Source organism: Burkholderia sp. CCA53, assembly GCF_001685525.1.
In the GTDB taxonomy this organism is placed as follows: Bacteria; Pseudomonadota; Gammaproteobacteria; order Burkholderiales; family Burkholderiaceae; genus Burkholderia; species Burkholderia multivorans.
This window is the reverse complement of record NZ_BDDJ01000002.1, coordinates 443,350-469,817: the sequence shown is the minus strand read 5'-3', so window position 1 is coordinate 469,817 and position 26,468 is coordinate 443,350. Positions and strand designations below refer to the sequence as shown.

Annotated in this window: 23 protein-coding genes; 18 read left to right on the top strand and 5 right to left on the bottom strand. The window is 68.0% G+C overall.

Features of this window, described 5'->3' with window-relative positions; all coding sequences use genetic code 11:
* Positions 1–379: 379 nt before the first annotated feature.
* The 4 genes from BCR55_RS18570 (at position 380) to BCR55_RS18555 (ending at position 3,972) form a co-directional block, all read left to right on the top strand.
* On the top strand, positions 380–1,282 hold the full coding sequence (locus BCR55_RS18570) for an NAD-dependent protein deacetylase (RefSeq protein WP_175403833.1): 903 nt from the start codon (positions 380–382) through the stop codon (positions 1,280–1,282).
* Positions 1,279–1,920, top strand: a complete 642-nt coding sequence (locus BCR55_RS18565) for a DUF938 domain-containing protein (protein WP_065495357.1) — start codon at positions 1,279–1,281, stop codon at positions 1,918–1,920. The genes BCR55_RS18570 and BCR55_RS18565 overlap by 4 nt, the downstream gene beginning before the upstream one ends.
* A 95-nt stretch (positions 1,921–2,015) precedes the next feature.
* On the top strand, positions 2,016–3,428 hold the full coding sequence (gndA, locus tag BCR55_RS18560) for an NADP-dependent phosphogluconate dehydrogenase (protein ID WP_006414552.1): 1,413 nt from the start codon (positions 2,016–2,018) through the stop codon (positions 3,426–3,428).
* Between the two features lie 199 nt (positions 3,429–3,627).
* Positions 3,628–3,972: a DUF4148 domain-containing protein gene (locus BCR55_RS18555; protein WP_006404063.1), complete on the top strand. Its 345-nt coding sequence runs from the start codon at positions 3,628–3,630 to the stop codon at positions 3,970–3,972.
* A gap of 96 nt (positions 3,973–4,068) precedes the next feature.
* Here the strand turns inward: BCR55_RS18555 and BCR55_RS18550 are convergent, their stop codons facing one another.
* On the bottom strand, positions 4,069–4,389 hold the full coding sequence (locus BCR55_RS18550; protein ID WP_006404062.1) for a hypothetical protein: 321 nt from the start codon (positions 4,387–4,389) through the stop codon (positions 4,069–4,071).
* 357 nt (positions 4,390–4,746) lie between these two features.
* On the opposite strand from BCR55_RS18550, the gene BCR55_RS18545 reads away from it, so the two are divergent.
* Entirely contained in the window at positions 4,747–5,487 is a 741-nt protein-coding gene (locus BCR55_RS18545; RefSeq protein ID WP_065495355.1) for a peptidoglycan DD-metalloendopeptidase family protein, read from the top strand.
* Between the two features lie 49 nt (positions 5,488–5,536).
* On the opposite strand, the gene BCR55_RS18540 is transcribed toward BCR55_RS18545, so the two are convergent.
* Positions 5,537–6,175, bottom strand: a complete 639-nt coding sequence (locus tag BCR55_RS18540) for a Pr6Pr family membrane protein (protein ID WP_053298816.1) — start codon at positions 6,173–6,175, stop codon at positions 5,537–5,539.
* A gap of 212 nt (positions 6,176–6,387) precedes the next feature.
* On the opposite strand from BCR55_RS18540, the gene BCR55_RS18535 reads away from it, so the two are divergent.
* From BCR55_RS18535 to BCR55_RS18515, 5 genes are all read left to right on the top strand, one after another.
* Complete coding sequence (locus tag BCR55_RS18535; RefSeq protein ID WP_053298815.1) at positions 6,388–6,924, top strand: cytochrome b; 537 nt, start codon at positions 6,388–6,390, stop codon at positions 6,922–6,924.
* A gap of 167 nt (positions 6,925–7,091) precedes the next feature.
* Positions 7,092–7,460, top strand: coding sequence for a DUF2946 domain-containing protein (locus tag BCR55_RS18530; protein ID WP_065495353.1), 369 nt, complete (start codon positions 7,092–7,094; stop codon positions 7,458–7,460).
* A gap of 81 nt (positions 7,461–7,541) precedes the next feature.
* A complete protein-coding gene (locus tag BCR55_RS18525) occupies positions 7,542–9,674 on the top strand; it encodes a TonB-dependent copper receptor (protein WP_065495349.1) in 2,133 nt (710 codons plus the stop codon).
* Between the two features lie 219 nt (positions 9,675–9,893).
* Entirely contained in the window at positions 9,894–10,988 is a 1,095-nt protein-coding gene (locus BCR55_RS18520; RefSeq protein ID WP_065495345.1) for a triacylglycerol lipase, read from the top strand.
* Positions 10,989–10,991: 3 nt separating this feature from the next.
* Positions 10,992–12,044, top strand: coding sequence for a lipase secretion chaperone (locus BCR55_RS18515; RefSeq protein ID WP_065495342.1), 1,053 nt, complete (start codon positions 10,992–10,994; stop codon positions 12,042–12,044).
* 24 nt (positions 12,045–12,068) lie between these two features.
* On the opposite strand, the gene BCR55_RS18510 is transcribed toward BCR55_RS18515, so the two are convergent.
* On the bottom strand, positions 12,069–13,604 hold the full coding sequence (locus BCR55_RS18510; RefSeq protein ID WP_065495340.1) for a PLP-dependent aminotransferase family protein: 1,536 nt from the start codon (positions 13,602–13,604) through the stop codon (positions 12,069–12,071).
* A 109-nt stretch (positions 13,605–13,713) separates the two neighbouring features.
* On the opposite strand from BCR55_RS18510, the gene BCR55_RS18505 reads away from it, so the two are divergent.
* From BCR55_RS18505 to BCR55_RS18485, 5 genes are all read left to right on the top strand, one after another.
* A complete protein-coding gene (locus tag BCR55_RS18505; RefSeq protein WP_065495338.1) occupies positions 13,714–14,868 on the top strand; it encodes an ABC transporter ATP-binding protein in 1,155 nt (384 codons plus the stop codon).
* A gap of 93 nt (positions 14,869–14,961) precedes the next feature.
* Entirely contained in the window at positions 14,962–16,008 is a 1,047-nt protein-coding gene (locus BCR55_RS18500; protein ID WP_053298809.1) for an ABC transporter substrate-binding protein, read from the top strand.
* A gap of 91 nt (positions 16,009–16,099) precedes the next feature.
* Positions 16,100–17,365 carry an ABC transporter permease gene (locus tag BCR55_RS18495; RefSeq protein ID WP_065496659.1) on the top strand — a complete coding sequence of 422 codons (1,266 nt, stop codon included), beginning with the start codon at positions 16,100–16,102 and terminating at the stop codon, positions 17,363–17,365.
* Between the two features lie 32 nt (positions 17,366–17,397).
* Positions 17,398–18,234 (top strand): ABC transporter permease, encoded by an 837-nt coding sequence (locus BCR55_RS18490; protein WP_006398888.1) that lies wholly within the window; start codon positions 17,398–17,400, stop codon positions 18,232–18,234.
* 292 nt (positions 18,235–18,526) lie between these two features.
* Positions 18,527–19,960 carry an MFS transporter gene (locus BCR55_RS18485; protein WP_065495336.1) on the top strand — a complete coding sequence of 478 codons (1,434 nt, stop codon included), beginning with the start codon at positions 18,527–18,529 and terminating at the stop codon, positions 19,958–19,960.
* A gap of 60 nt (positions 19,961–20,020) precedes the next feature.
* On the opposite strand, the gene BCR55_RS18480 is transcribed toward BCR55_RS18485, so the two are convergent.
* Positions 20,021–21,760, bottom strand: a complete 1,740-nt coding sequence (locus BCR55_RS18480) for a protease pro-enzyme activation domain-containing protein (RefSeq protein WP_065495334.1) — start codon at positions 21,758–21,760, stop codon at positions 20,021–20,023.
* A gap of 648 nt (positions 21,761–22,408) precedes the next feature.
* Here BCR55_RS18480 and BCR55_RS18475 point away from each other — a divergent pair.
* The 3 genes from BCR55_RS18475 to BCR55_RS18465 are packed head-to-tail and all read left to right on the top strand — an operon-like array spanning position 22,409 to position 23,600.
* Positions 22,409–22,732 (top strand): helix-turn-helix transcriptional regulator, encoded by a 324-nt coding sequence (locus BCR55_RS18475; RefSeq protein WP_006404045.1) that lies wholly within the window; start codon positions 22,409–22,411, stop codon positions 22,730–22,732.
* Positions 22,732–23,163 carry an SRPBCC domain-containing protein gene (locus BCR55_RS18470; RefSeq protein ID WP_006404044.1) on the top strand — a complete coding sequence of 144 codons (432 nt, stop codon included), beginning with the start codon at positions 22,732–22,734 and terminating at the stop codon, positions 23,161–23,163. Before BCR55_RS18475 ends, BCR55_RS18470 begins: the two co-directional genes overlap by 1 nt.
* Entirely contained in the window at positions 23,160–23,600 is a 441-nt protein-coding gene (locus BCR55_RS18465; RefSeq protein WP_065495333.1) for a DUF1801 domain-containing protein, read from the top strand. The genes BCR55_RS18470 and BCR55_RS18465 overlap by 4 nt, the downstream gene beginning before the upstream one ends.
* Positions 23,601–23,744: 144 nt before the next feature.
* Here the strand turns inward: BCR55_RS18465 and acnA are convergent, their stop codons facing one another.
* Positions 23,745–26,462 (bottom strand): aconitate hydratase AcnA, encoded by a 2,718-nt coding sequence (gene acnA / locus BCR55_RS18460; protein WP_006404042.1) that lies wholly within the window; start codon positions 26,460–26,462, stop codon positions 23,745–23,747.
* Positions 26,463–26,468: the final 6 nt, after the last annotated feature.

Here is a 26,468-nt window from a genome sequence, read left to right as displayed (position 1 = left end):
CCATGGCCGCGCGTGCCTCCGCAACCGTCATTCCCGCGCGTGCTGCGCGCGCCGCGCGCGCGTGCGCCTGTCATCGCCGCACCTGCCGTCTCCCGGACTCGTCGACGCAGCGTCCGCGTCGCGCAGATCGGCGAGCCGGCGCGCGCGCCGCCGCTCGCTCACCGGCGCGCGCGTCGCGCGCGCGATCCCGTCGCAAGGCCAATTGATCCACTACCCCGATGGATCAATTGTTGAAGCGCCCATCCGCCTCCGGCGAATGGGCGTCTTTTTTTGCGGCGGCGCGGCCTGCCCGATCGCGCGGCGTTCGGTATCATGTGCTGGCGCGCCGGCCGATCGCGCCGGTCCACGGCCTGCCGACGCGCGATCCGCCGCCGCCGTCATGAACGATACCGCCTTCCCCGATCCCTCCGTCACCGCCCCCGAGCCGGCCGCGCTCGATGCGCTGCATGCGTTCGTCGAACGTCATCCGCGCCTGTTCGTGCTGACCGGCGCGGGCATCAGTACCGATTCCGGCATTCCCGGCTATCGCGACCGCAACGGCCAGTGGACGCGCTCGCCGCCGATCCAGCTGCACGAATTCCTCGGCTCGGACGTCGCGCGGCGCCGCTACTGGGCGCGCAGCATGATCGGCTGGCCGGTCGTCGGCCGCGCGCAGCCGAACCGCTCGCACACGGCGCTCGCCCGGCTCGGCCGCGCGGGCCGGATCGAACGCCTCGTCACGCAGAACGTCGACGGCCTGCATCAGCGCGCGGGCAGCGTGGACGTGATCGAGCTGCACGGCGGCATTCACGGCGTCACGTGCATCGACTGCGGCGCGCATCACGCGCGCGCGGCGATCCAGGCGCAGCTCGAAGCGGACAATCCGGCGCTGCTCGGCGTACAGGCCGACCCGGCCGCGGACGGCGACGCGCATCTCGAATGGTCGGCACTCGACACGTTTCGCGTCCCCGCGTGCGCGACGTGCGGCGGGCTGCTGAAACCGGCCGTGGTGTTTTTCGGCGAAAACGTGCCGCGCGAGCGCGTCGCGCTTGCATCGCAGGCGCTCGATGCGGCCGATGGGCTGCTCGTCGTCGGCTCGTCGCTGATGGTGTATTCCGGCTATCGCTTCTGCCTGTGGGCGCAGGCGCAGCACAAGCCGATCGCCGCGCTGAACCTCGGCCGCACGCGCGCCGATCCGATGCTCGCGCTTAAGGTCGAAGCGCGCTGCGCGCCGGCGCTCGAGGCGCTGACCGCGCGGCTCGGGCTGGGGCTGGCGCACGACGACGCGGAGCACGCATCGTGAGCGCGCCGAACCCCGCGACGAATCCGTCCGCCCGACGGTCGGCGCCGGCGGCCGAGCGCAATCGCGGCCCGATCCTCGACGTGCTGCGCCGCGTGCTGCCGGCGCACGGCCGCGTGCTCGAAGTCGCGAGCGGCACCGGTCAGCACGTCGTCCATTTCGCGCAAGCCTTGCCGGCGCTGCGCTGGCAGCCGAGCGATCCGGACCCGCTCGCGCGCGAGTCGATCGCCGCGTGGATCGCGCACACGGGCGTCGCGAACGTCGACGCGCCACTCGACTTCGACGTGCGCGACCCATCGTGGCCGGCCGCACCGATCGACGCGATCGTCTGCATCAACATGATCCACATCTCGCCGTGGGCGAGCGCGCAGGCGCTGTTTGCCGGCGCCGCGCGCGTGCTGCGGCCGGCCGGCGTACTGTATCTGTATGGTCCGTACCGGCGCGACGGTCGCCACACGGCACCGTCGAACGACGCGTTCGACCTCCAGTTGCGCAGCCGCGACCCGTCCTGGGGCGTCCGCGATCTCGAAACGGTCGTGGCGCTCGGCGCCGATCTCGGCCTCGACTGCACCGAGGTGGTCGAGATGCCGGCCAACAATCTGAGCGTCGTGTTCCGGCGCGTGCCGCGTGCCGATCAATGATGGGCAAGCGCGCACCGCTGCCGGGTTTCCACTATGCTCTCGCCTGTGCGCGATCCGGCTTGGGTCGCGCCCCGTTTTTTCCGGAGAATTGACTAATGGGCAAACAAGCAATCGGTGTGATCGGGCTCGCGGTGATGGGCCGCAATCTCGCACTCAATATCGAGAGCCGCGGTTACGCGGTATCGGTGTACAACCGCAGCCGCGAGAAAACCGACGAACTGATCGCCGAATTCCCCGGCCGCAATCTGGTACCGACCTACACGCTCGAAGAATTCGTCGCGTCGCTCGAAACGCCGCGCCGGATCCTGATGATGGTCAAGGCCGGCGAAGCGACCGATGCGACGATCGCATCGCTGAAGCCGCTGCTCGAGAAGGGCGACGTGCTGATCGACGGCGGCAACACGCACTTTACCGACACGATCCGCCGCAACCAGGAGCTCGCGCAATCGGGTCTGCACTTCATCGGCACCGGCGTGTCGGGCGGCGAGGAAGGCGCGCTGCGCGGCCCGTCGATCATGCCGGGCGGCCAGCGCGACGCGTACGACCTCGTCGAGCCGATCCTCAAGCAGATCGCCGCGAAGGCGCCGTCCGACGGCGAGCCGTGTGTCGCGTACATGGGCCCGGACGGTGCGGGCCACTACGTGAAGATGGTCCACAACGGCATCGAATACGGCGACATGCAGCTGATCGCCGAGAGCTACGCGGTGCTCAAGCACGTCGCGGGCCTCACGAACGAGGAACTCGGCGCCGTGTACACCGAGTGGAATCAGGGCGAGCTCGACAGCTATCTGATCGAGATCACGTCGAAGATCTTCGGCAAGAAGGACGACGAGACGGGCAAGCATCTCGTCGACGTGATCCTCGATCGCGCCGCGCAGAAGGGCACCGGCAAGTGGACGAGCCAGAACGCGCTCGATCTCGGCGTGCCGCTGCCGCTGATCACCGAGTCGGTGTTCGCGCGCGTGCTGTCGTCGCTGAAGACGGAGCGCGTCGCGGCGAGCAAGATCCTGTCGGGCCCGGCCGCCGCGCCGTTCGACGGCGATCGCGCCGCGTTCATCGAAGCGGTGCGCCGCGCGCTGTATCTGAGCAAGGTGATCTCGTATGCGCAGGGCTTCGCGCAGCTGCGCACCGCGTCCGAGGAATACGGCTGGAATCTCGATCTCGGGACGATCGCGAAGATCTTCCGCGCGGGCTGCATCATCCGCGCGCGCTTCCTGCAGAAGATCACCGACGCGTACGCGAAGGACCCGGCGCTCGCGAACCTGCTGCTCGACCCGTACTTCCGCGGCATCGCCGAGCAATACCAGGCATCGCTGCGCGAGGTGGTCGTCGCCGCGGTGAAGGCCGGCGTCCCGGTGCCGGCATTTGCGTCGGCGGTCGCGTACTTCGACAGCTATCGTTCCGAACGGCTGCCCGCGAACCTCGTGCAGGCGCAGCGAGACTTCTTCGGCGCGCACACGTTCGAGCGTACCGACAAGCCGGGCAGCTTCCACGCGAACTGGTCGTAACGCGCGGCGAGGGCGGCATTATTGCAGAATTCTATTCCCTGAATAGGGTTTTTCGATCTCGAATCCCGGGATTGTTGGTTCCTGGGAAACAGTGTTTTCGTTCTTTCATGGTTTTCCCTAGGTGATCGCGGGACTAAACTCTGTTCCATCGCTGCAGACATGGTGTGTGCGGCGGAGCAAAAAAATCCCGGAGGTCATCATGAAATCGCTGATTGCAACGTTCGCCGCAGCTGCCGTCCTCGCTGTTCCCGCCGTGTCGTTCGCCCAACAAAACGCGCCGGTCACGCGCGCGCAGGTCAAGGCCGAGCTGGCCCAGATCCAGCAGGCCGGCTACAAGCTGGGCAGCGACCGCACCACCTATCCGGAAGGCATCCAGGCTGCGGAAGCGCGTCTGAACCCGCAACAGTCGGTCGCGGCGGCCGACACGACCGGTTACGGCGCACAGCCGGCCGCCCAGCAAGAGTCGGGCGCACCGGCAGCGGCGAAGACCGGCTGGCAGGTCAAGCGCATCGCCGACGGCGCACCGGTTTACAAGGGTCGCTAAGCACAGGGCCGGTCGACGGGACGATCCGTCCCCGGTTCGCAACAGCCCCGGTTCCACCATGGAACCGGGGCTGTTTTCATTGGGGCGCGCGCCGCGTCAGTGCAGCGGCCGGCGTCCGCGCGCGGGGTCGATGAACGGCGCGGCGGCCGGCTCCAGCACGCGCAGCCACGATTCGTCATACCCGCTCAGCGTGTCGAGCGCATCGCGCAGCCGCTCGATCGCCACGGCCGGCAGCTCGACACTGTGGCGCGGCCCGGCCGTCAGGCGGGCGACACTCGCGAGCTGGACGAGGGCGTCGGCCGCCTCGGCCACGTCGGTGGCGGACAGCAGATGGCGGTTCAGTCGTTCGACGATGCCGGTCGCACCGGCGAAATCGTCGGCGTTCAGCTGAACGGACAGAAAGGTCGCGTTATTCATCCTGATCTCCTCGTTGTCGTACGACGGCCTATCGCAGTATAGGCCGTGCGGGCGGCTGGCCGGCGCGGCGCTGCGATCGCGCGGCGGCCGCCGCCGCTTTCCGACGCGCGCCGGCGACCTCGCCGAATCGTCGCGGAACGGCACGCTGTCGCGGGGCCGACCGCGACAAATGGTATCTTTGCCGCTCGGGACGACGCGAAACAGGCTCCGCTGGCCCGTTCGGCGCAACGTCCCGGAGTGGAAACCGATCGCTGAGAGCGCGGTCGGATACTGGTTGGTTCGGCCCGTCGGCCGGACATCGCGCGTCGCGCGCCGGAGGGCGGCGGGCGGCGCGACGACGCAAATCCGGGAGGTACCTTGAGAAAAACGATTCCCATCCACGATTCCGCGGTGCGCTGGCTGCAGCACGCCGCCTTCCTCGCGGCGGCCGTCGCGCTCGGCGGCTGCACGATGACGCCGTGGACCGACACCTGGCAACCGGCACCGCGGGCGTCGACACCGGCGTCGGTCGCGACGCCCGGCGTGCTGGCCGGCTACTACCGCGTGAACCCGGGCGATACGCTGGCTAGCATCGCCGGCGCGTACGGGCAACGCGTGCAGGACGTCGCGAGCTGGAATCACATGGCCGCGACCGACGCGGTGACGCCCGGTCAGGTACTGCGCGTCGCGCCGCCGCCGGCCGCCACGTCGATCTCGCCGCCGCCGTCCGCGGCCGTCGCGCAGCCGGGCACGCTCGCGTGGCCCGCGGCCGGCGTCGTGACGACGCCGTTTACGACCGGCAAGACGCGCGGCATCGTGATCGCCGCATCGGGGCCCGACCATACGGTGCGCGCGGCCGCGAACGGCCGCGTCGTCTACGCCGGTTCGGGCGTGAAGGCCTACGGGCCGCTCGTGATCCTGAAGCACGACAACGGGCTCATCACGGCCTACGGGCACAACGACAAGCTGCTCGTCAACGAAGGCGACGCGGTGCGCGTCGGGCAGCCGGTCGCCGAAATGGGCACCGACGCGAGCGGTCGCGCGACGTTCGAGTTCGAAGTCCGGCAGAACGGCAAGGTCGTCGATCCGATGGGCTTCCTGCCGCGCAACGGCGGCTGAGCGGCCGCCGCGTCGTGTGCGCCGCACGGCGCACACGTGCGGTTGCGCATCATCCGCTCTTCAGCGTCGCCGCGCCGGACTGGCGCGCGTGATTGCCGACCCAGCGGATGCCGAGCGCGAGCGCAGCCGCGCCGAGCGCGATCAGCGAGCACTGGATCGCGACCGGCAGATAACCGTGCGGCCGCGGATCGACGAACGGATAGGGATACCAGTCTTCGACCGCGCCGCGCACGAGCGTATAGCCGAGATAGACGATCGGAAAGCCGAGCCAGAGGAACGCGCTGCGGCGCGCGATCGGCGAGCGCGGCTCGACGTACAGCCAGTCGCACAGCATCACGAACGGCACGATCCGGTGCAGCACCCAGTTGTTGAACGGTGGCGTTACGTGGCGCAGCGCGTCCATACGCGCGAGCAGCAGCTCGTAGACGATCGCGGTGATCAGCACGTAGAGCACGGCGGCGCCGCGCATCGATTCGTAGCGCGGCGAGCCGGGCCGCGCGATGTGCCCGAGCCCGACGGCCAGCATCGCGGCCGCGTACAGGCTGCTCAATTGCGTGAAATAGCTGAGGTAGTTGCCGAGATGAAAGCTCGGCAGGTTCCAGTAGTCGGCGATGCTGTGCGCGGTAGTGGACACCGCAAGCAATGCGGCGATCAGCCGGTAGGCCGCAACGAAGAACGCTTTGCTCATGATGCGCGCACGACGTCGACATCAAAGCTCCATCCTGCCACAGCGCACCGCGCACGGGATGCGGATTTTCCATAGGCGGGGCGCGCAGAACCTGCGCGATATTTGACACGATCGTGCGAAACCGCGCATGCGTGCGGCTACAATCATGCCAGCGCGGCGGCACCGTACCGGCCGCCGCCTTCATCGATCCCCGCCATCACACCGAGACGAGCATGAGAAACATCCTCGCGCAACAGGTGCGCTACAACAAGCCCGCGATCTTCTTCCACTGGGTCATCTTCGTGCTCGTCGCGCTCGCGTATCTCGCGATCGAAATCCGCGGACCGAAAGGCAGCGACAGCCGCGCATTCTGGATGAACGTGCATTTCACCGCGGGCACGCTGGTGCTCGCGCTGTCGGTGCTGCGCGTGCTGTGGCGCGCGATCGGCCGCACGCCGGCACCCGTCCCGCAGCCGGCGCTGCTGAAGTGGCTCGCGACGCTCGCGCATATCGCGCTCTACGTGTTCATCATCGCGCAGCCGCTGCTCGGGATCATGATGGTGAATCTCGGCGGCAAGCCCGTGTCGCTCGACTGGCTCGGCGTGTCGTTCACGCTGTTCGGGCCCGACAAGGCGCTGAGACCGACGATCAAGGAAGCGCACGAACTGATCGGCAACGCGTTCTACTTCGTGATCGGCCTGCATGCGCTGGCCGCGCTCTATCACCATTTCGTCAAGCGCGACGACGTGCTGCGCCGCATGGCGCCCTGATCCGGTCGTGCCGTACGCGCGAGCTTCCGACGGGGGCGCATCGTTGCGTTGACAACAATGCGCCCCCGCTGCGTTAACAGCCCGGCGCGGCCCGGCGCGGCTGGCCATCGACGCCGACATTCGGTAACATCCGGTGTCTTTACATTCCGCTTACTCGCTCGCCGCGCATGCTGCATCGACACCGTCACCTGACCGCCTGGCTCGGCGTATTCGCGATCTGGTTCGCGATCGCCGCGCCGCTGGTGTCGCAGTGGCGCGTCGCGCAGGCGAGCGCGGTCGACGCCACGATCTGCAGCGTCGAGCACGGTGCGCATCGGTCGTCGGCTGCAGGCGGCGCGCATGCGCATGGCTCGTCGCTCGACGCATGCGGCTACTGCGGATTCTTCGCGCATAGTCCCGCGATCGGCGGCGCGGCGGCCGCCTCGTTCGCTCCCGTTCCCGTTTCGTCCGTTTTCGTCGCCGCGCCGCAGGCAGATGCGACGCATCCGGACCGCTATCCGCGCGCCTATCCGCGCGCACCGCCCGAGCGCGCCTGACGCGCACTTTCCGTTTTTCTTTCCGCCGAATCCGTGCGGCCCGCTGCGGCCGCGTGGAGGGCGCTACTCGGGCTTTCGATCATGACCATTTTTTCGTTGCGCACGCCGCCGGCGTTGCGCAGTGCCTGCGCGCGGCCCGCGCCGCGCATGCTGAAACTTGCCGTTCCCGCGCTGACCGCCGGCGTGCTGAGCGCGTCGGCCGCAGCGGCCGACGCCGCACGTCGCGCCGAAGCGTCTCCCGACGAGTCGGGCATGCTGTTGCCGCCCGTCGAAGTCGTCGCGTCGCCATTGTCGACGCCGCTCGTCGTCGTCACCGATCCGAAGGCGCCGCGCCAGCCGCTGCCCGCGAGCGACGGCGCCGACTATCTGAAGACGATCCCCGGCTTCACGTCGATCCGCAGCGGCGGAACGAACGGCGACCCCGTACTGCGCGGCATGTTCGGCTCGCGGCTCAACGTGCTCGCGAACGGGATGCCGACGCTCGGCGCGTGTCCGAACCGGATGGACGCGCCGACGTCCTATATCGCACCGGAAAGCTACGACAAGGTGACGGTCGTGAAAGGGCCGCAGACGGTGCTGTACGGCCCCGGCGCCTCGGCCGGCACCGTGCTGTTCGAGCGCACGACGCCGCGTTTCGAGCGGCCGGGCATGCGCTTCGACGGCAGCGTCGTCGGCGGGTCGTTCGGCCGCAACGACCAGAACGTCGACGTGACGGCCGGCACGCCCGATTTCTACGGCCGCGTCATCGCGAATCATGCGCATGCGCAGGACTACCGCGACGGCAACGGCCGCACGGTGCCGTCGCAATGGGACAAATGGAACGCCGATGCCGCGCTCGGCTGGACGCCCGACGACCACACGCGCGTCGAGCTGACGGCCGGCACCGGCGACGGCTACGCGCGCTATGCGGGGCGCGGGATGGACGGCGCGCACTTCCGCCGCGACACGTTCGGCCTGTCGTTCGACAAGCGGCATCTCGGCGACGTGCTCGACCGGATCGAAGCGCGCGTCTACTACAACGAAGCCGATCACGTGATGGACAACTACACGCTGCGGCAGCCCGATCCGGCGAGCAGCATGCCGATGCGGATGGCGTCCGAGGTGCGGCGGCGAACGGTCGGCGCGCGTGCGGCCGCGACGTGGCGATTCGGCGACGCGTTCAAGCTCGTGACGGGCATCGACGCGCAATCGAACCGGCTCGATTCGCGCGCCGCGATGGGGCGGCAGAACTATGGCGACCAACCGTGGGACGCGCAGGCGACGATGTGGAACGCCGGCGCGTTCGGCGAGCTCACGTGGTACGCGGCCGAGACGGCGCGCGTGATCGGCGGCGCGCGTGTCGACTATGCGAGCGCGCGTGACAAGCGCGCGACGACGGGCGGCATGATGACGAGCCGGCCGAACCCGACGTTCGACGACGATCGTGCGCGCGTGCTGCCGAGCGGCTTCGTGCGCTACGAGCGCGATCTGGCGTCGCTGCCCGTGACCTGGTATGCGGGCATCGGCCATGCCGAGCGCTATCCGGACTACTGGGAGCTGTTTTCCGCAAAACGCGGGCCGGCCGGTTCGGTCAACGCGTTCTCGGCCGTGCAGCCCGAGAAGACGACGCAGCTCGACATCGGCGCGCAGTACAAGAGCGATCGGCTCGACGCGTGGGTATCCGCGTATGCGGGCTATGTGCAGGACTTCATCCTGTTCGACTACGCGAGCGGCACGATGGGCCCGACCACGCGGGCGACCAACGTGAACGCGCAGATCATGGGCGGCGAAGCCGGCGTCGGCTGGCGGCCGATCGCACCGCTGCGCATCGAGACCTCGGTCGCGTACGCGTGGGGGCGCAATGCGACGAGCGGCGATCCGTTGCCGCAGATGCCGCCGCTCGAGGCGCGCGTCGGGCTCGAGTACACGCGCGGCGCGTGGTCGGCCGGCGGGTTGTGGCGGGTCGTTGCGCCGCAGCATCGCTATGCGCTGAACGAGGGCAACGTGGTCGGCAAGGACTTCGGACCGAGCGCGGGATTCGGCGTGCTGTCGCTGCATGCGCAGTACAACGTGAGCAAGACCGTGCAGATCTCGGTCGGCGTCGACAACCTGCTGAACAAGGCCTATGCCGAGCATCTGAATCTCGCCGGCAATGCGGGCTTCGGCTATCCGGCGAACGCGCCCGTCAACGAGCCGGGCCGCACTGCCTGGGTGCGCGTCAGCGCGAAGCTGTAGTGTGCGGCCCGCGTGTGCGAACGCAGCATGCGCGGGCTGCGGCGTGCCCCCGCCCGCGTGCGCCGTGCGCGTCAAGCGATTAGAGAACCGTATCTAGTCGGCACGCAAACGTTCCCGAGTCGTGATTCACTCCGGCATTCGATGCGCGGCGCGTTTGGGCGCGCTCTGCATCGCTTCGATTCCGTTCGAACCGGCAGCACGATAATCAGGAGAACATGCATGGCCAGATCGATGCGTTCCAGGGTGGTGGCAGCAGCAGTGGCGTGCGCGATGAGCGCCGCGCCGTTCGCGGGGACGACCGCGTTGATGACGCTCGCGACGACGCGCACGGCGCTCGCCGCGATCGCGCCGGCCGACGATTACGCGGCGACGCGCTATCCGATCGTCCTCGTGCACGGACTCACGGGCACCGACAAATACGCGGGCGTGCTCGAGTACTGGTACGGAATCCAGGAAGACCTGCAGCGGCACGGCGCGACGGTGTACGTCGCGAACCTGTCGGGATTCCAGAGCGACGACGGTCCGAACGGACGCGGCGAACAATTGCTGGCATACGTCAAGCAGGTGCTCGCCGCGACCGGCGCGACGAAGGTCAATCTGATCGGCCATAGCCAGGGCGGTCTCACGTCGCGCTACGTGGCGGCCGTCGCGCCGGATCTCGTCGCGTCGGTGACGACGATCGGCACCCCGCATCGCGGCTCGGAGTTCGCGGACTTCGTGCAGAGCGTGCTTGCGTACGACCCGACCGGGTTGTCGTCGTCGGTGATCGCCGCACTCGTCAACGTGTTCGGCATCCTGACGAGCAGCAGTCACAACACGAACCAGGACGCGCTCGCCGCACTGACGACGCTGACGACCGCGCAGGCCGCGACCTACAACCGGAACTTCCCGAGCGCGGGTCTCGGTGCACCCGGCAGCTGCACGACCGGTGCGTCGACGGAGACGGTCGGCGGCAATACGCATCTGCTGTACTCGTGGGCCGGCACCGCGATTCAGCCGACGAATGCCGCGTTCGGCGTCACGGGCGCGAGCGACACGAGCACGAATCCGGTCGTCGATCCGGCGAATGCACTGGATGCGTCGACGCTCGCGCTGCTCGGCACGGGTACCGTGATGATCAATCGCGGCTCGGGGCAGAACGACGGACTCGTGTCGAAGTGCAGCGCGCTGTACGGACAGGTGCTCGGCACGAACTTCAAATGGAATCATCTCGACGAGATCAACCAGTTGCTCGGCGTGCGCGGTGCGTATGCGGAAGATCCGATCGCAATGATCCGCACGCACGCGAACCGGTTGAAACTCGCGGGCGTCTGACGGATGGCCGCCCGTGACGGGCACGCGTCGCCAATGCGGCGCGTCGCCGTGTATGCAGTAGCCGGTTGTGCGGCTGTGGCCGCCGTCGTGCTGTGGCGCGGCGCGGCGCCGCCGCGCGGCATCGAAGTCGCGCACGCCGGATCGCAGGCGGGCGAACGCAGCGCGATTGCATTGCCATCGCCGACGGCGCGGCCGGCCGGTGCAAGCGTGCCCGCGCCGCTGGCCGGATCGAGCGCGCCGCGCTTGCCGCTCGATCCGGGCGGCCATCTGGCGAAGTCGCGCGCGGTGCGCGATTTCTTCGACTATTGCCTGACTGCACAGAGCGAGATCGACGCCGCGGCGCTCGATGCGCTCGTCGCCCGCGAGATCGCCGCGCAGCTCGACGGCACGGTCGCGCAGGCGGAAGCGCTCGACGTCTGGCATCGGTATCGCGCCTATCGCGACGCGCTTGCAAAGCTGCCCGACGCGGGCGCCGTCACCGACAAGTCCGATCTCGGCGCGCTGCAGCTCGCGCTCGACCGGCGCGCGTCGATTGCGTACCGGACGCTCGGCGACTGGAGCGAACCGTTTTTCGGTGCGGAGCAGTGGCGGCAGCGCTACGACCTCGCGCGGCTGCGCATCATGCAGGACCGCACGCTGACCGATGCGCAGAAGGCCGAGCGGCTCGCGGCGCTCGATCAGCAGATGCCGGCCGACGAGCGTGCGGCGCAGCAGCGCGCGAACGCGCAGCAGGCCGCGATCGACCGGATCGCGCAGTGGCAGAAGAGCGGGGCGGCGCCCGACGCGACGCGCGCGGCACTGGCGCAGACGCTCGGTGCGGACGTCGCCGCGCGTGTCGCGCAGCTGCAGCAGGACGACGCGTCGTGGCAAAGCCGCTATGCCGATTACGCGGTGCAGCGCGCGCAGATCGAAGCCGCCGGTCTGTCGCCGCAGGATCGCGACGCGCAGATCGCCGCGCTGCGGCAGCGCGTGTTTACGAAACCGGGCGAAGCGGTGCGCGCGGCGTCGCTCGATCGCGGTGCGGCCGCTGCGGCTACGGCGGGCACCGCGCAGTAACGGCCCGCACGCGCGGCCGTCGGCTCACGCGGCGCGCGTCACGTGCCGCGGCAGGTGCTGCTCGATGATCGCTGCCAGCGTGTCGAACGCCGGCCCGATCCCTTCATGCGCGACGCACGCATAGCCGAGCAGCAGCCCGCGTTGCGCGGTGTCGGCGCAACTGTAATAGCTGGTCAGCGGCCGCACGATCACGCCCGCTTCGAATGCGCTCTGCGTGACCGCGCGATCGTCGCATGCGTCGGGCAGCCCGAGCACGAGATGCAGGCCGGCTTCGTCGCCCATCACCGGCAACGTGTCGCCGAAGCGCGCGCGGATCGCATCGATCAGCAGTTGACGGCGCTCGCCGTATAGCGTGCGCATCCGTCTCACGTGCGAGGTCAGATGGCCGTCCATGATGAACTCGGCGAGCACCGCCTGCTGCATCAGCTGTCCTTCGCGGTACAGCTCCGACAGGCCGGTGCGGAACGTGTCGACGAGATGCTCGGGCACGACCATGTAGCCCATCCGCAGGCCGGGAAACAGCATCTTGCCGAGGCTGCCGACGTAGATCACGCGGCCGCCGTCGTCGAGCCCCTGCAGCGACGCGAGCGGGCGGCTGCCGTAACGGAATTCGCTGTCGTAGTCGTCCTCGATGATCCAGCAGCGATGCTGCCGCGCGTATTCGAGCAGCATGCGCCGCCGCGCGAGACTCATCACCATCCCGAGCGGATACTGATGCGATGGCGTGACGAGCACGAGCCGTGGCGGGTGCTGCATGTCGTTCGCGCTCGGCGCGAGCCCTTCGTGATCGACGGGCACGGGCGCGAGCGTGAGGCCGGCCGCCTGCAGCACACTGCGCACGCCCCAGTAGCACGGCTCCTCGACCCACGCGCGATCGCCGATGTCGGACAGCAGCCGTACCGCGAGATCAATCGACTGATGAATGCCGGTCGTGATGATGACCTGATCCGGCGAGCATTTGACCGAGCGCGCGACGCGCAGATAGTCGGCGAGCGCGCGACGCAGCGGCCGGTAGCCGCCGCCCGGCGCGTATGTGAGCAGTTCGGGGTTCGCTTCCTTCCAGAGCCGCGCCTGCAGGCGGCTCCACGTGCGGCTCGGAAATTCGGAGACGTCCGGCACGCCCGGCATGAACGCGCCCCACTGACGGCGCGACACGCCCGCATGCTCGATCAGCTGCCGGCCGCGCATCGACAACCCGCCTTGTGCGTCGGGCGCCGCGGTTGCGGCCGTTGCCGCGCCGCCGTCCGAACGCGCCGCGCCCGCGCCGTGCGCGCGCATCGCGGCGGCGTCGGGCCGCGTGTCGGCGACATAGGTGCCGCTGCCGGTCGTCGTCAGGACGTAGCCTTCGGCCGTCAGCTGGTCGTACACGTGCAGCACCGTATTGCGGGCGATCGACAGGTCAGCGGCCAGCGTGCGCGAACTCGGCAGCTTCGTCCCCGGCCCTAATTCACCGGTCAGGATGGCCTGCTGCATCAGCTGCAGCAGCTGCCGGTACATCGGCTCGGACGAAGTCCGGTCGAGACGGGCGGACAGCCAGTCGGCGACGATCACGGTATCCAAAGTGGTCCTACTGGGAATATTGAAATGGTTCCCTATTGTAGAACCGTGCGCGCCGTATAGTGGCTCGCATCTCGATAAAGATCGTTGCGCAGCAAAGGGGACAGCCACGATGAAGTCCGATGATGTGATCGTCAGTTTTCGCGGCGTGCGAAAGACCTACGACGGCGAGACGCTCGTCGTCAAATCGCTGGATCTCGACATTCGCCGCGGTGAATTCCTGACGCTGCTCGGGCCGTCCGGCTCGGGCAAGACCACGTGCCTGATGATGCTGGCGGGCTTCGAATTCCCGACCGGCGGCGAAATCCGCCTCGACGGCGAGCTGCTCAATCACGTGCCGCCGCACAAGCGCAACATCGGCATGGTGTTCCAGAACTACGCGCTGTTTCCGCATCTGACGGTGGAGCAGAACGTCGCCTATCCGCTGACGGTGCGCAAGCTGCCGGCGGGCGAGCGCGCCGAGCGTGTCGCGCATGCGCTGAAGATGGTGCAGATGGAGCGCTTCGCGAAGCGCTATCCGGCGCAGCTGTCCGGCGGCCAGCAGCAGCGCATTGCGCTCGCGCGTGCGCTGGTGTTCGAGCCGAAGCTCGTGCTGATGGACGAACCGCTCGGCGCGCTCGACAAGCAGCTGCGCGAGCACATGCAGTACGAACTGAAGGCGCTGCACGAGAAGCTCGGCGTGACGTTCGTCTACGTGACGCACGACCAGGGCGAGGCGCTGACGATGTCGGACCGCGTGGCGGTATTCGACAAGGGCATCGTGCAGCAGCTCGACACGGTGGACCGGCTCTACGAATCGCCGTGCAACGAATTCGTCGCGAACTTCATCGGCGACAGCAACCGGCTGCGCGGCACGATCGAGCGCGTCGACGGCGAGTTCTGCGAGCTGCGGCTCGGCGACGGCACGCGCCTCGTCGGCCGCCGCATCGGCGATGTCGCCGAGGGTGCGGCGGCCGTCGCATGCATCCGGCCCGAGCGGATGAGCCTCGCGGCGCAGGGTGCGAACGGCCATGCGCCGGATCGCGTCAATGGCGATGCGAACGGCCACGCGAATGGCCACGCGAACGGCGCGGCGGCGAACCGGCTGACGGGCGAGGCGCGCAGCCTCATCTATTTCGGCGATCACGTGCGCGTGCGTTGCGCGCTGCCGGGGCAGGACGAATGCTTCGTGAAGATGCCGCTCGGCACCGGCGCGCTCGACGCGTTCTCGCCGGGCGCGCCGGTCTCGCTCGCGTTCGCGCCCGAGCATCTGCGCGTCTTTGCGTAGGCGCCCGCGCCGAGCGAGCCGACAGCGCGCGGCACGTCGCCCATGACAACGTCACGCATTCACCACGACCACCACAAGAGGAGAGCAACGATCATGAACGGAACAGGTTTTGCGGTGCGCGGCACCGCGCTCGCATTGGCGCTGGCTGCCGTCGGCGCATCGGCAACGGCGGCGGAGCTGACGGTCGTCAACTTCGGCGGCGCGAACGGCGACGCGCAGAAGGTCGCGTTCAACCAGCCGTTCGAGAAGGCGACCGGCAACAAGGTCACCGCCGTCGAGTACAACGGCGAGCAGGCCAAGGTGAAAGCGATGGTCGAAGCGAAGCACGTCAACTGGGACGTGGTCGAAGTCGAGTCGGGCGACCTGAATCGCGGCTGCGACGAAGGGCTGTACGAGAAACTCGACTGGTCGAAGATCGCGAAGAAGTCGGACCTCATTCCGGAAGCGCCGCAAGTGTGCGGCGTCGGCTTCTTCGTCTGGTCGACCGCGCTGTCGTACAACGCCGACAAGCTGAAGACCGCGCCGACCGGCTGGGCCGATTTCTGGAACGTGAAGAAATTCCCGGGCAAGCGCGGAATGCGCAAGGGCGCGCGCTATAACCTCGAGTTCGCGCTGATGGCCGACGGCGTCGCGCCGAAGGACGTGTATAGGGTGCTCGGCACGAAGGCAGGCCAGGACCGTGCATTCAAGAAGCTCGACGAGCTGAAGCCGTATATCCAGTGGTGGGAAGCGGGCGCGCAGCCGCCGCAGTTCCTCGTCGCCGGCGACGTCGTGATGTCGACCGCGTACAACGGCCGCATCGATGCCGCGCAGAAGGAAGGCAAGAACCTGAAGGTCGTGTGGAACGGCAGCATCTACGATCTCGACTACTGGGCGATTCCGAAGGGCTCGCCGAACAAGGCGCTTGCCGAGCAGTACATCGCCTACACGCTGACGCCGAAGCCGCAGCAGGCATACGCGCAGCACATCGCGTACGGGCCGGCGAACATCGCGGCGATCAAGTCGCTCGACGCGAAGACGCTTGCGAACCTGCCGAACTCGCCGGCCAACGGCAAGAACGCGGTGCTTGAAGACATCGGGTTCTGGACCGATCACAGCGACGAACTCGAGCAGCGCTTCGCCGCGTGGGCGACGAAGTAATCGCACCGCTGTCCCGATGCAACCGGCCGCGCGGCGCTTCGTTCGCGTCGCGCGGCATTCCGCCGGATCGCGCTCCGGCCGGAGAGAACCGTTGAACACGATGACGATCGCTTCTTCCCCGACGTCGACGGCCGCACTCAAGCGCGAGCTGAAGGCGGCCGAAGCGCGCAAGCGCACGATGGCGCTGCTGCTGATCGCGCCGCTCGCGATCTTCCTGCTGCTGGTGTTCGTCGTGCCGATCGGCACGCTGCTCACGCGCGCGGTGCAGAACCCCGAGATCGCCGCCGCGCTGCCGAACACGGTCGCCGCGCTGTCGAAGTGGGACCGCAAGACGCCGCCCGCCGACGCCGCTTACGCGGCGCTCGCCACCGACATGACGAAGGTCGCCGACAGCGACGCGATGGGCGCGCTCGCACGGCGGCTGAACACTGAGATTCCGGGCTATCGCTCGCTCGTCGCGAAAACGGCGCGCGCGATGCCGCTAAAAAGCGACGATGGCGCGGCGCTGACGCCGGCCGGCACGCGCGGCAAACTGATCGAACTCGATGCGCGCTGGGGCGAGGTCGCCTACTGGCAGGCGATCGCCAAAAACGGCAGCGCCTATTCGCCGTTCTATTTGCTGGCCGCGCTCGATCACAAGCAGGACGGCTTCGGTAACATCGTGCACGCCGATCCGGATCAGTCGATCTATCTGGCGATCTTCGGCCGCACGTTCGTGATCGGCATTGCCGTGACGCTGTTCGCGCTGCTGCTCGGCTATCCGCTCGCCTACTGGATCTCGACGCTGTCGGAGCGGCGCGCGAACCTGGCGATGATCCTCGTGCTGATTCCGTTCTGGACCTCGGTGCTCGTGCGCGTGGCCGCGTGGATCGTGCTGCTGCAGAACGAAGGGCTGATCAACAAGGCGCTGATCGGCAGCGGCCTGATCGCGCATCCGCTCGCGCTGCTGTTCAATCGCGTGGGCGTCTATATCTCGATGACGCACATTCTGCTGCCGTTCATGATCCTGCCGCTGTACAGCGTGATGAAGTCGATTCCGCCGACCTACCAGCGCGCGGCCGTCTCGCTCGGCAGCCATCCGTTCGCGGCGTTCTGGCGCGTGTACGTGCCGCAGACGTATCCGGGCGTCGGCGCGGGCGCGCTGCTCGTGTTCATCCTCGCGATCGGCTACTACATCACGCCGGCGCTGCTCGGCGGCCCGAACGATCAGATGGTCAGCTACTACGTCGCGTACTTCACGAACGTGACGATCAACTGGGGAATGGCGTGCGCGCTCGGCGGGCTGCTGCTCGCGGCGACGCTCGTGCTGTATGCGGTGTACGGGCGCTTCACGCGCACCAACGTGAGCCTCGGCTGAGCGCGGGCCGACAGGGAAAGGAGAACAGGACCATGAAACTGGCCAGGCCGCTGTTTGCGCCGCACATGTCGTTCGTCGAGCGCGCGTGGTACGTCGCGTTGCGCGTGCTCGTCGTGCTCACGCTGCTGTATCTGATCCTGCCGGTGCTCGCGATCGTGCCGCTGTCGTTCTCGTCGAGCACGTTCCTCGTGTATCCGATTCCGGGGTTCTCGACGCGCTGGTACGAGAACCTGATCGCGTCGGACGAGTGGCGCATGGCCGCGAAGAACAGCTTCATCGTGGCGCCGTCGGCGACGCTGGTGGCGACCGTGCTCGGCACGCTGGCCGCGATCGGGCTGACGAAGGCCGAGTTCCGCGGCAAGGGGCTGCTGATGGCGGTGCTGCTCTCGCCGATGATCGTGCCGGTGGTGGTGGTCGGTGTCGGCATGTATCTGTTCTTCGCGCCGCTGGGGCTCGCGAACACGTACACGGGGCTGATCGCGGCGCACGCGGCGCTCGGCGTGCCGTTCGTCGTGACGACGGTGGCCGCGACGCTGCAGGGGTTCAACCAGAACCTCGTGCGCGCGAGCCTGTCGCTGGGCGCGAATCCGGTGACGACATTCTTCCGCGTGACGCTGCCGGTGATTGCGCCGGGCGTGATGTCGGGTGCGCTGTTCGCGTTCGCGACGTCGTTCGACGAAGTGGTCGTCACGCTGTTTCTGGCCGGTGCGGACCAGACGACGCTGCCGCGACAGATGTTTACCGGCATCCGCGAAAACATCAGCCCGACGATCGCGGCGCTCGCGACGATCCTGATCGTGTTCTCGACGAGCCTGCTGCTCGCGCTCGAATGGCTGCGCGGCCGTCAGGCGCGGCGCGCGGTGGCGTAACGCGGAAGAGGCGAGGGACGCGGGCGCAGCGCGCGGCGCAAATTCTCTGCGGCGCGAACGCGCCGGCCGCGCATAACGGGCACCGCAGCACACCGCACCTCGCGACGACAGTTGCGCGCGCAACGGCCACGATCGCGGCACGATCGCTCGCGATTCTTTCGTTTCGCTGACGAGCGACACGGCCGCCTGCACGTTTGATCGGGCTCTGCAACAATACGGGCCGCGACGCCGCGCGTCCCGCTGCTTCCACCGGAACGCGGGCCCGACGTCGCGCCGCTCAATCCGCGACGCCATGCGTCGCCCGTCTGCCGAACCGATCGTGTCCGAACTCGCTTCTCCCGCCGGTGCCGCCGAACCGGCCCTCAACTGGCGCGCGATGGCCGCCGTGCTGCTCGCCGTCGCGCTCGCGACGCTCGATACGGCGATCGCGAACACCGCATTGCCCGCGATCGCGACCGACCTGCACGCGTCGCCTGCCGCTTCGGTATGGATCATCAACGCGTATCAGCTTGCGATGGTCGCGACGTTGCTGCCGTTCGCGTCGCTCGGCGACATCGTCGGGCACAAGCGCGTGTATGTCGGCGGTCTCGCCGTGTTTACGCTCGCGTCGCTCGGCTGTGCGCTCGCGTCGACGCTGCCGCAGCTCACCGCCGCGCGTATCGTGCAGGGCTTCGGCGCGAGCGCGATCATGAGCGTCAACATCGCGCTGATCCGCAACCTCTTTCCCGCGCATCGGCTCGGGCGCGGCGTCGGCTTCAATGCGCTCGTCGTCGGCGTGTCGTTCGCGGTCGGGCCGACGATCGCGTCGCTGATACTTTCCGCCGCCGCATGGCCGTGGCTGTTCGCGGTCAACGTGCCGCTCGGCGTGCTTGCGCTCGCCGTCGCGATTCCGTCGCTGCCGGAAGCCTCGCGCGGCAAGCATGCATTCGATCCGCTCGCCGCGCTGTTCAACGTGATCGCGTTCTCGGCGCTGATCTTTGCGCTCGGCGAATTCGCGCAGCGCGGCCCGCTGCGCGTCGTGCTCGCCGCCGCCGCCGTCGCGCTCGCATTCGGCGCGCTGTTGATTCGCCGGGAGGCCGGCCACCCGGCGCCGATGCTGCCGGTCGACCTGTTTCGCCGGCCCGTGTTCGCGCTGTCCGCGGTGACCGCCGTCTGCGCGTTCGCGGCGCAAGGGCTCGCGTTCGTGTCGCTGCCGTTTTACTTCGAGACGGTCCTGCACCGCAGCGCGGTCGACACCGGTTTTCTGATGACGCCGTGGTCGGCCGTCGTCGCGCTGGCCGCGCCGATCGCCGGACGACTGTCCGATCGCTATCCGCCGGGGCTGCTCGGTGCAATCGGACTCGCGTTGCTCGGCGCCGGGATGGCGTCGCTTGCCGCGTTGCCGGCCGCGCCGAGCGCGATCGACATCGGCTGGCGAATGATGCTGTGCGGCGCCGGCTTCGGCTTTTTCCAGTCGCCGAACCTGAAGGCGCTGATGTCGAGCGCGCCGCCGGAACGCAGCGGCGGTGCGAGCGGCATCATCGGCACCGCGCGCCTGATCGGGCAGGCGACGGGCGCCGCGCTCGTCGCGCTGTCGTTCGGCATTGCCGGACATCGCGGGCCGACGCTCGCGCTGGTGCTCGGTGCCGCGTTCGCCTGCGCCGCGAGCGTCGCGAGCGGACTGCGGCTGTTTGCGCGCTCGCATCGCGCCGGCGTTGCCGTCGCGTCGGAGCGCGCGTCGAAGTAGCCGCAATGTCGTGCGGCGCGCACGCGCAGGCGCGCGCCGCGTCCCGTGCCTGCGCGTCGCTCAGAAGCCGCCCGACTGGATCAGCTTGTTGAGGTTCGCGATGTTCAGGCTGCCGAAGCCGGTCGGGTAGTCCCAGCCGGTGCCCGCGGTGTAGCCGTAGCCCTGATAGCCGTTGTTCCCCGACACGACGTCGTAGCGCACGAGCGACGGGTTCGCCGGAATCGCACGATAGAGGTTCGCGGCCGGAAAGCCGAGCCCCGTGCCGTTCGCGGCGAGCAGCCGCGCCCAGAAGCCCGTGAAGATCGGCGCGGCGAGACTCGTGCCGCCGATCTGCTGCAACTGGCCGTAGTTGTAGATATACGCGCCGGTGCTTTGCGCGGCATCGAAGGACACGTCCGGCAAACGGCGGTTGCTGCCCGACTGCCATGCCGGCGCGGGCAGCAGCGTGCTGACGCCGCCGCCGGTTGCCCATAGCTTGCCGTTGCTGTCGAGTCCCTCGTTCCAGACGGTCTCGCTCGAGAACGCGCCACCGGACGTCGTATACAGCGTCGTGCCGCCGATCGCGAGCACGTGCGGCGACGAGGCGGGCCACGACACCGTGTAATTCGCGCCGTCCGGATAGCCGCGGTTGTTGCATTCGTACACGCCTTCGTCGCCGGACGACACGGAGAACGTCTGGCCCTGCGCGGCCGCCGTCGTGAAGATCTGTTCCTCGGCATCGAGCGTGCCGTCCGCGTTCGCGTCGGTCTCGCACCAGCCGAGCGACACGTTGATCACTTTCGCCGTGTTGTCCGACACCGCGCGGTTGAACGCTTGCGTGAGGCCGGTGTTGCCGGGCGCGTTCAGATCGGCCATGTAGAACACGAGCTTGCCGACCTGGCCGCCGGCCGCGCCGACGATCGACTGGCTGTCGAGATCCCATTCGCCCTGACCGTCCGGGTCGTCGGCGTAGCTGCCGCTCGTGCCGGTGCCGTTGGTCTTGACCGTCTGCGTCGCGACCGTCGCGTAGCCGTTGCTCGACGCGAAGCGCTTCAGGTCCTGCAGCGTCTGCGACACGCCGCCGATCGTGATGATGCCGACCGTCACGCCGGCTGCGGTCGGCACGCCGGTCGCGTTGTACAGGCCCGCGAATTCCTTCGGATAGTGGCCGGTCGCGGTGCCGGCCGCGAGCGTCTGCGGCTTCGACACGTTGCCGATGCGCAGCATCGGATGCGCGCGCGCGACGTTCTGCAGCCCGAGCACCGAACCGACGACGTCGCCGAGCGCGCGCGGCACCTGTGCCGTCGATGCGTTCGCGAAGCCGGAACGGCCCGCGTACTGGAAGCGCACGAGCGACGTGTTGAACGCGGTCTTTACGGTGCCGGCCGTGCCGCGCGCGGAGACGAGCAGCCGGTTCGGCGCGACCTCGATGTTCACGAAGCCGCTCTTGCGCAGATAGTCGACGACCGACTTGACCTGCGTTTCGGTCGGCGCGTAGTCGGCGAGGAACCGCTCGGGCGTCAGATACTGGCGATAGCGGGCGCTGCCCGGACGGTTCACGTCGCGCGCGAGCTGCTTCAGCTGATCGGCGTTGCGCAGCTTCAGGCTGACGACGACGTCGGTCGTCTCGCCGGCCGCCAGTTCGAGCGACGAGGCCGCGCTGCGCGCCATCAGCTGCGGGCCGGTCAGAAAGGCCTTGGTATGGGTGTCGACCCAGTCGGTCGCCGCATGCGCGGTGCCGGCCGCAACGAGAAGCGGCCACGCATAGGCGATGCGGCGGGGCGACGGAAGGGGAAGGGCAAAGCGCACGTTCCTTTTCATCGGGCATCCTTTTGAGGAGAGACGACGTTGCTGGAACCCCGACCCTTTTGGGGTCGCGAGCGGTGACGAGCGTAGGAGCGCCGATGCGATTCAGATAGCTGCCAGTTTCCATAGCTGTCAGTTCTGACATCGGCGGGCGCGTGGGCGTCCGTTATGCCGCGCGCGCGCCGGTTCGCGGCCTTGCGAAAAGGAACCGGTTCGACCCGCGTAGCATGACGACGCGCGACGTTCTCACGCACGAGTCGATCGTTGCGACGCACGGATGTGCACGATGACGGAGCCGGCGGGCGCGCCGCTGCACGGCCGGCGTCGGCGCGTTGCCGCGCGCCGAGTCGCACTATGTGGTCATTCGAAGTGGTCCATCGTGCGCGGCCGTCGACGCGGCGCCAGAGAGAGACAGGAACGGGCGTAACGCGCCGGCGGTCTTTCCCGAACTGTGGAACAGCGCGCGGCGCAGTCTTGCAGCGGGCTTTCGGTTCGTGCGCTGCGATCGTCGATTAGAACAAATGCTCGAATGCGCGATACCCGCCAACGTTCGAGGCGCGATGCCGCCGCGGCGGCTTGCCCGAGCCAGGAAAATTCCCCTTGACTCTTGCCGTCCGGCCGCTATCCTTCGATCCATAACCAACGAGTTATGAATCGAGCGACATGCAGAACGCGCAGGACCTGCTTTTCAGAACGCTTGCCGATCCGACACGCCGCGCGCTGTTCGAGCGGCTCTGCGAGGAGGGCGAGCTGACCGTTGCCGCGCTGACCGCGCATGCGGGCGTGTCGCAACCGGCCGTGTCGAAGCATCTCGGTGTCCTGAAGCAGGCCGGTCTCGTGCGCGACCGTCACGAAGGCCGGCAGACGCACTACAGCGCGCAGCCGCATGCGCTCGCCCCGTTGATCGACTGGACCAGCCAGATGGCCGGTTTCTGGCAAGCCCGGTTCGACGCTCTCGAAGATCTGCTCAAAAGGATGGATCAGTGATGAATCAAGCCACGCCCGAAACGCGCTCCGTCGTCGTCGAACGCGAGCTGCCTCATCCGCCGGAGAAGGTCTGGCGAGCCCTCACGCAGCCGCACCTGCTCGAAGCATGGCTGATGAAGAGCGATTTCGCACCGGTCGCGGGCCACGCGTTCAGTTTCAGCGCGGACTGGGGCGCGGTCGATTGCAAGGTGCTCACGATCGAGCCGCACCGCACGCTGTCCTATACGTGGGCGGCGTACGGCCTCGACAGCGTCGTCACGTGGACGCTTACGCCGACGCCGGCCGGCACGCTGCTGCGCATGGAGCAGGCCGGGTTCCGCGCCGACCAGGAACAGGCGTACCGCGGCGCGCAGCACGGCTGGGCACGCTTCCTCGAGTCGCTCGAACAGGTGCTGGCGCGGCCCGACGAACACACGGAGGCCCGCTCATGAGCGCAGCATCGGACCGGAGCCCGTCGGAACGCATCGACGCACTGATCGCCGGCATTGCGGACTGGCGCGGCGCCACGCTTGCCGAACTGCGGCGCACGATCCTCGCGGCCGACGCCGGCATCGTCGAGGCATGGAAATGGATGGGCAGCCCCGTGTGGGAGTGCGACGGGACGATCGCGGTCGCGAACGCGCACAAGGGCAAGGTGAAGCTGACGTTCATGCACGGCGCGCAGCTGCCCGATCCGCACGCGCTGTTCAACGCGGGCCTCGAAGGCAATGCGCGGCGTGCGATCGATTTCGTCGAAGGCGACCGGATCGACACGCGCGCGCTGAAGGCGCTCGTGCGCGCGGCGATCGACTACAACCGCACGCATCTGAAGAAGAACGCGCGAGCGGACGCCGGCGCGAAAGCGGCGCGAAGCCGCAACGCGACGTGATGCGCTAGCCGGAAGCCGGCACGTGCGTCGGCGTCATGTCGCGCGCGAAACAGGCAGTCAAAAAAAACGCCGACACGAGGTCGGCGTATCCAAATCGGCCGTCGCCGCCCGCGAGGCGGCAACGGCACCTGCAAAGCGGCGTGCTTACGCGGCGAGCAGCGAGCGCAGCACGAACGGCAGGATGCCGCCGTGCTTGTAGTAGTCGACTTCGATCGGCGTATCGATGCGCAGCAGCACCGGCACGCGCTGCGTTTCGCCGTTCTTGCGATGGATCACGAGCGTGACATCCTGCTGCGGCTTGAAGTCGTCGCCGAGGCCTTCGATGTCGTACGTCTCTTCGCCGGTGATGCCGAGCGACTGCACGCTATCGGCGCCCTTGAACTGCAGCGGCAGCACGCCCATGCCGACCAGGTTCGAACGGTGGATACGCTCGAAGCTGCGGGCGATCACGGCCTTCACGCCGAGCAGTTGCGTGCCCTTCGCGGCCCAGTCGCGCGACGAACCCGTGCCGTACTCTTCGCCGGCGAACACGACGGTCGGCGTGCCTTCGCCGATGTACTTCATCGCCGCGTCGTAGATCGACAGCTGTTCGCCGCTCGGCTGATGGATCGTCAGACCGCCTTCGACGCGCGTGCCGTCTTCCTTCGCCGGGATCATCAGGTTCTTGATCCGCACGTTGGCGAACGTGCCGCGCATCATCACGTCATGGTTGCCGCGGCGCGAGCCGTAGCTGTTGAAGTCGGCTTTCTGCACGCCGTTTTCCTTCAGCCACTTGCCGGCCGGCGAGTCTTCCTTGATCGAGCCTGCCGGGCTGATGTGGTCGGTCGTGACCGAGTCGCCGAAGATGCCGAGCGCGCGGGCGCCCTTGACCGAGGCGATCGACTCGGCCGGCTGCATCGAGAAGTCGTGGCCGAAGAACGGCGGCTCCGCGATGTAGGTCGACTTCGGCCAGTCGTAGACCTGACCCGATTCGCCCTCGATCTTGCTCCACAGATCGCCCTTCTTCGTCAGATGCGCGTAGTTCTTCTCGAACTTTTCCGGATCGAGCGCGAACTTCAGCAGCGACTGGATTTCTTCGCTCGACGGCCAGATGTCGCCGATGTAGATGTCCCTGCCGCCCTTGCCCTTGCCGACCGGCTCGGTCATCAGGTCGCGCGTGATGTTGCCGGCGATCGCGTATGCGACGACGAGCGGCGGCGACGCGAGGAAGTTCGCGCGGATGTTCGGGTGGATCCGCGCCTCGAAGTTGCGGTTGCCCGACAGCACGGCCGCCGCGACGATGTCGTTCTTCGTGATTGCTTCGTTCAGTTCCGGCGTCAGGTCACCCGCGTTGCCGATACAGGTGGTGCAGCCGTAAGCGGCGACTTCGAAGCCGAGCTTCGCGAGGTAGGGCAGCAGGCCCGTCTTCGTCAGGTACTCGGTCACGATGCGCGATCCCGGCGCGAGCGACGTCTTGATGTGCGGTGCGACGGTCAGCCCGGCCTCGACGGCCTTCTTCGCGAGCAGGCCGGCCGCGAGCAGCACGCTCGGGTTCGACGTGTTCGTGCACGACGTGATCGCGGCGATCAGCACGTCGCCGTTCTTCACGGTGATGCCGTTGCTCGTCCGGTACTCGGCGTCGAGATCCTCGGCCTTCTTCGCGAAGCCGTTTTCCGCGACCGGCTTCGAGAACAGCTCGCTGAAGGTCGACTTCACGTTGCCGATTTCGATGCGGTCCTGCGGACGCTTCGGGCCCGCGAGCGACGGCGCGACCGTCGCGAGGTCGAGCGTCAGCGTCTTCGTGTAGTCGATGTCGCCGGCCTTCGGAATGCCGAACAGCTTCTGCGCCTTGAAGTAGTTCTCGAACGCGGCGATCTCCGCCTGCGTGCGGCCGGTGCCTTCGAAGTACTGGATCGTCTTCTCGTCGACCGGGAAGAAGCCCATCGTCGCGCCGTATTCGGGCGCCATGTTGGCGATCGTCGCGCGGTCCGGCACCGACAGCGACTTCGTGCCTTCGCCGAAGAATTCGACGAACTTGCCGACGACCTTCTCCTTGCGCAGCATTTCGGTGATCGTCAGCACGAGGTCGGTCGCCGTCACGCCTTCGCGCAGGCGGCCCTTCAGTTCGACGCCGACGACGTCCGGCGTCAGGAAGTACACCGGCTGGCCGAGCATGCCCGCTTCGGCCTCGATGCCGCCGACGCCCCAACCGACCACGCCGATGCCGTTGATCATCGTCGTGTGGCTGTCGGTGCCGACGAGCGTGTCCGGGTAGTAGATCGTGTCCGCGCCGTCGCTCTTCTTGTGCACGCCGCGCGCGAGATATTCGAGGTTCACCTGGTGGACGATGCCGACGCCCGGCGGCACGACCTTGAACGTGTCGAATGCCTGCATGCCCCACTTCATGAACTGGTAGCGCTCGTTGTTGCGCTGGAATTCCAGCTTCATGTTCAGGTCGAGCGCGTCCTTCTGGCGGAAGTAGTCGATCTGGACCGAGTGGTCGACGACGAGATCGACGGGCACCAGCGGCTCGATCTTCTTCGGATCCTTGCCCGTGCGCTGAGCGACGCCGCGCATGGCCGCGATGTCGGCGAGCAGCGGCACGCCCGTGAAGTCCTGCAGCACGACGCGCGACACCACGAACGGAATCTCGTCGACCCGCTTCGCCGTCGGCTGCCAGTTGGCGAGCTGCGCGATGTGCTCCTCGGTGATCTTCTTGCCGTCGTAGTTGCGCAGCACCGACTCGAGCACGACGCGGATCGACACCGGCAGGCGCTCGATCTTCGTCTTCAGTTCCTTGCCGAGCTGCGGCAGCGAATAGAACTTGCCTTTGCCGGAACCGCTGTCGAATTCCTTGAGGGTCTTGTGCAGATTGTGGGCCATGGTGAT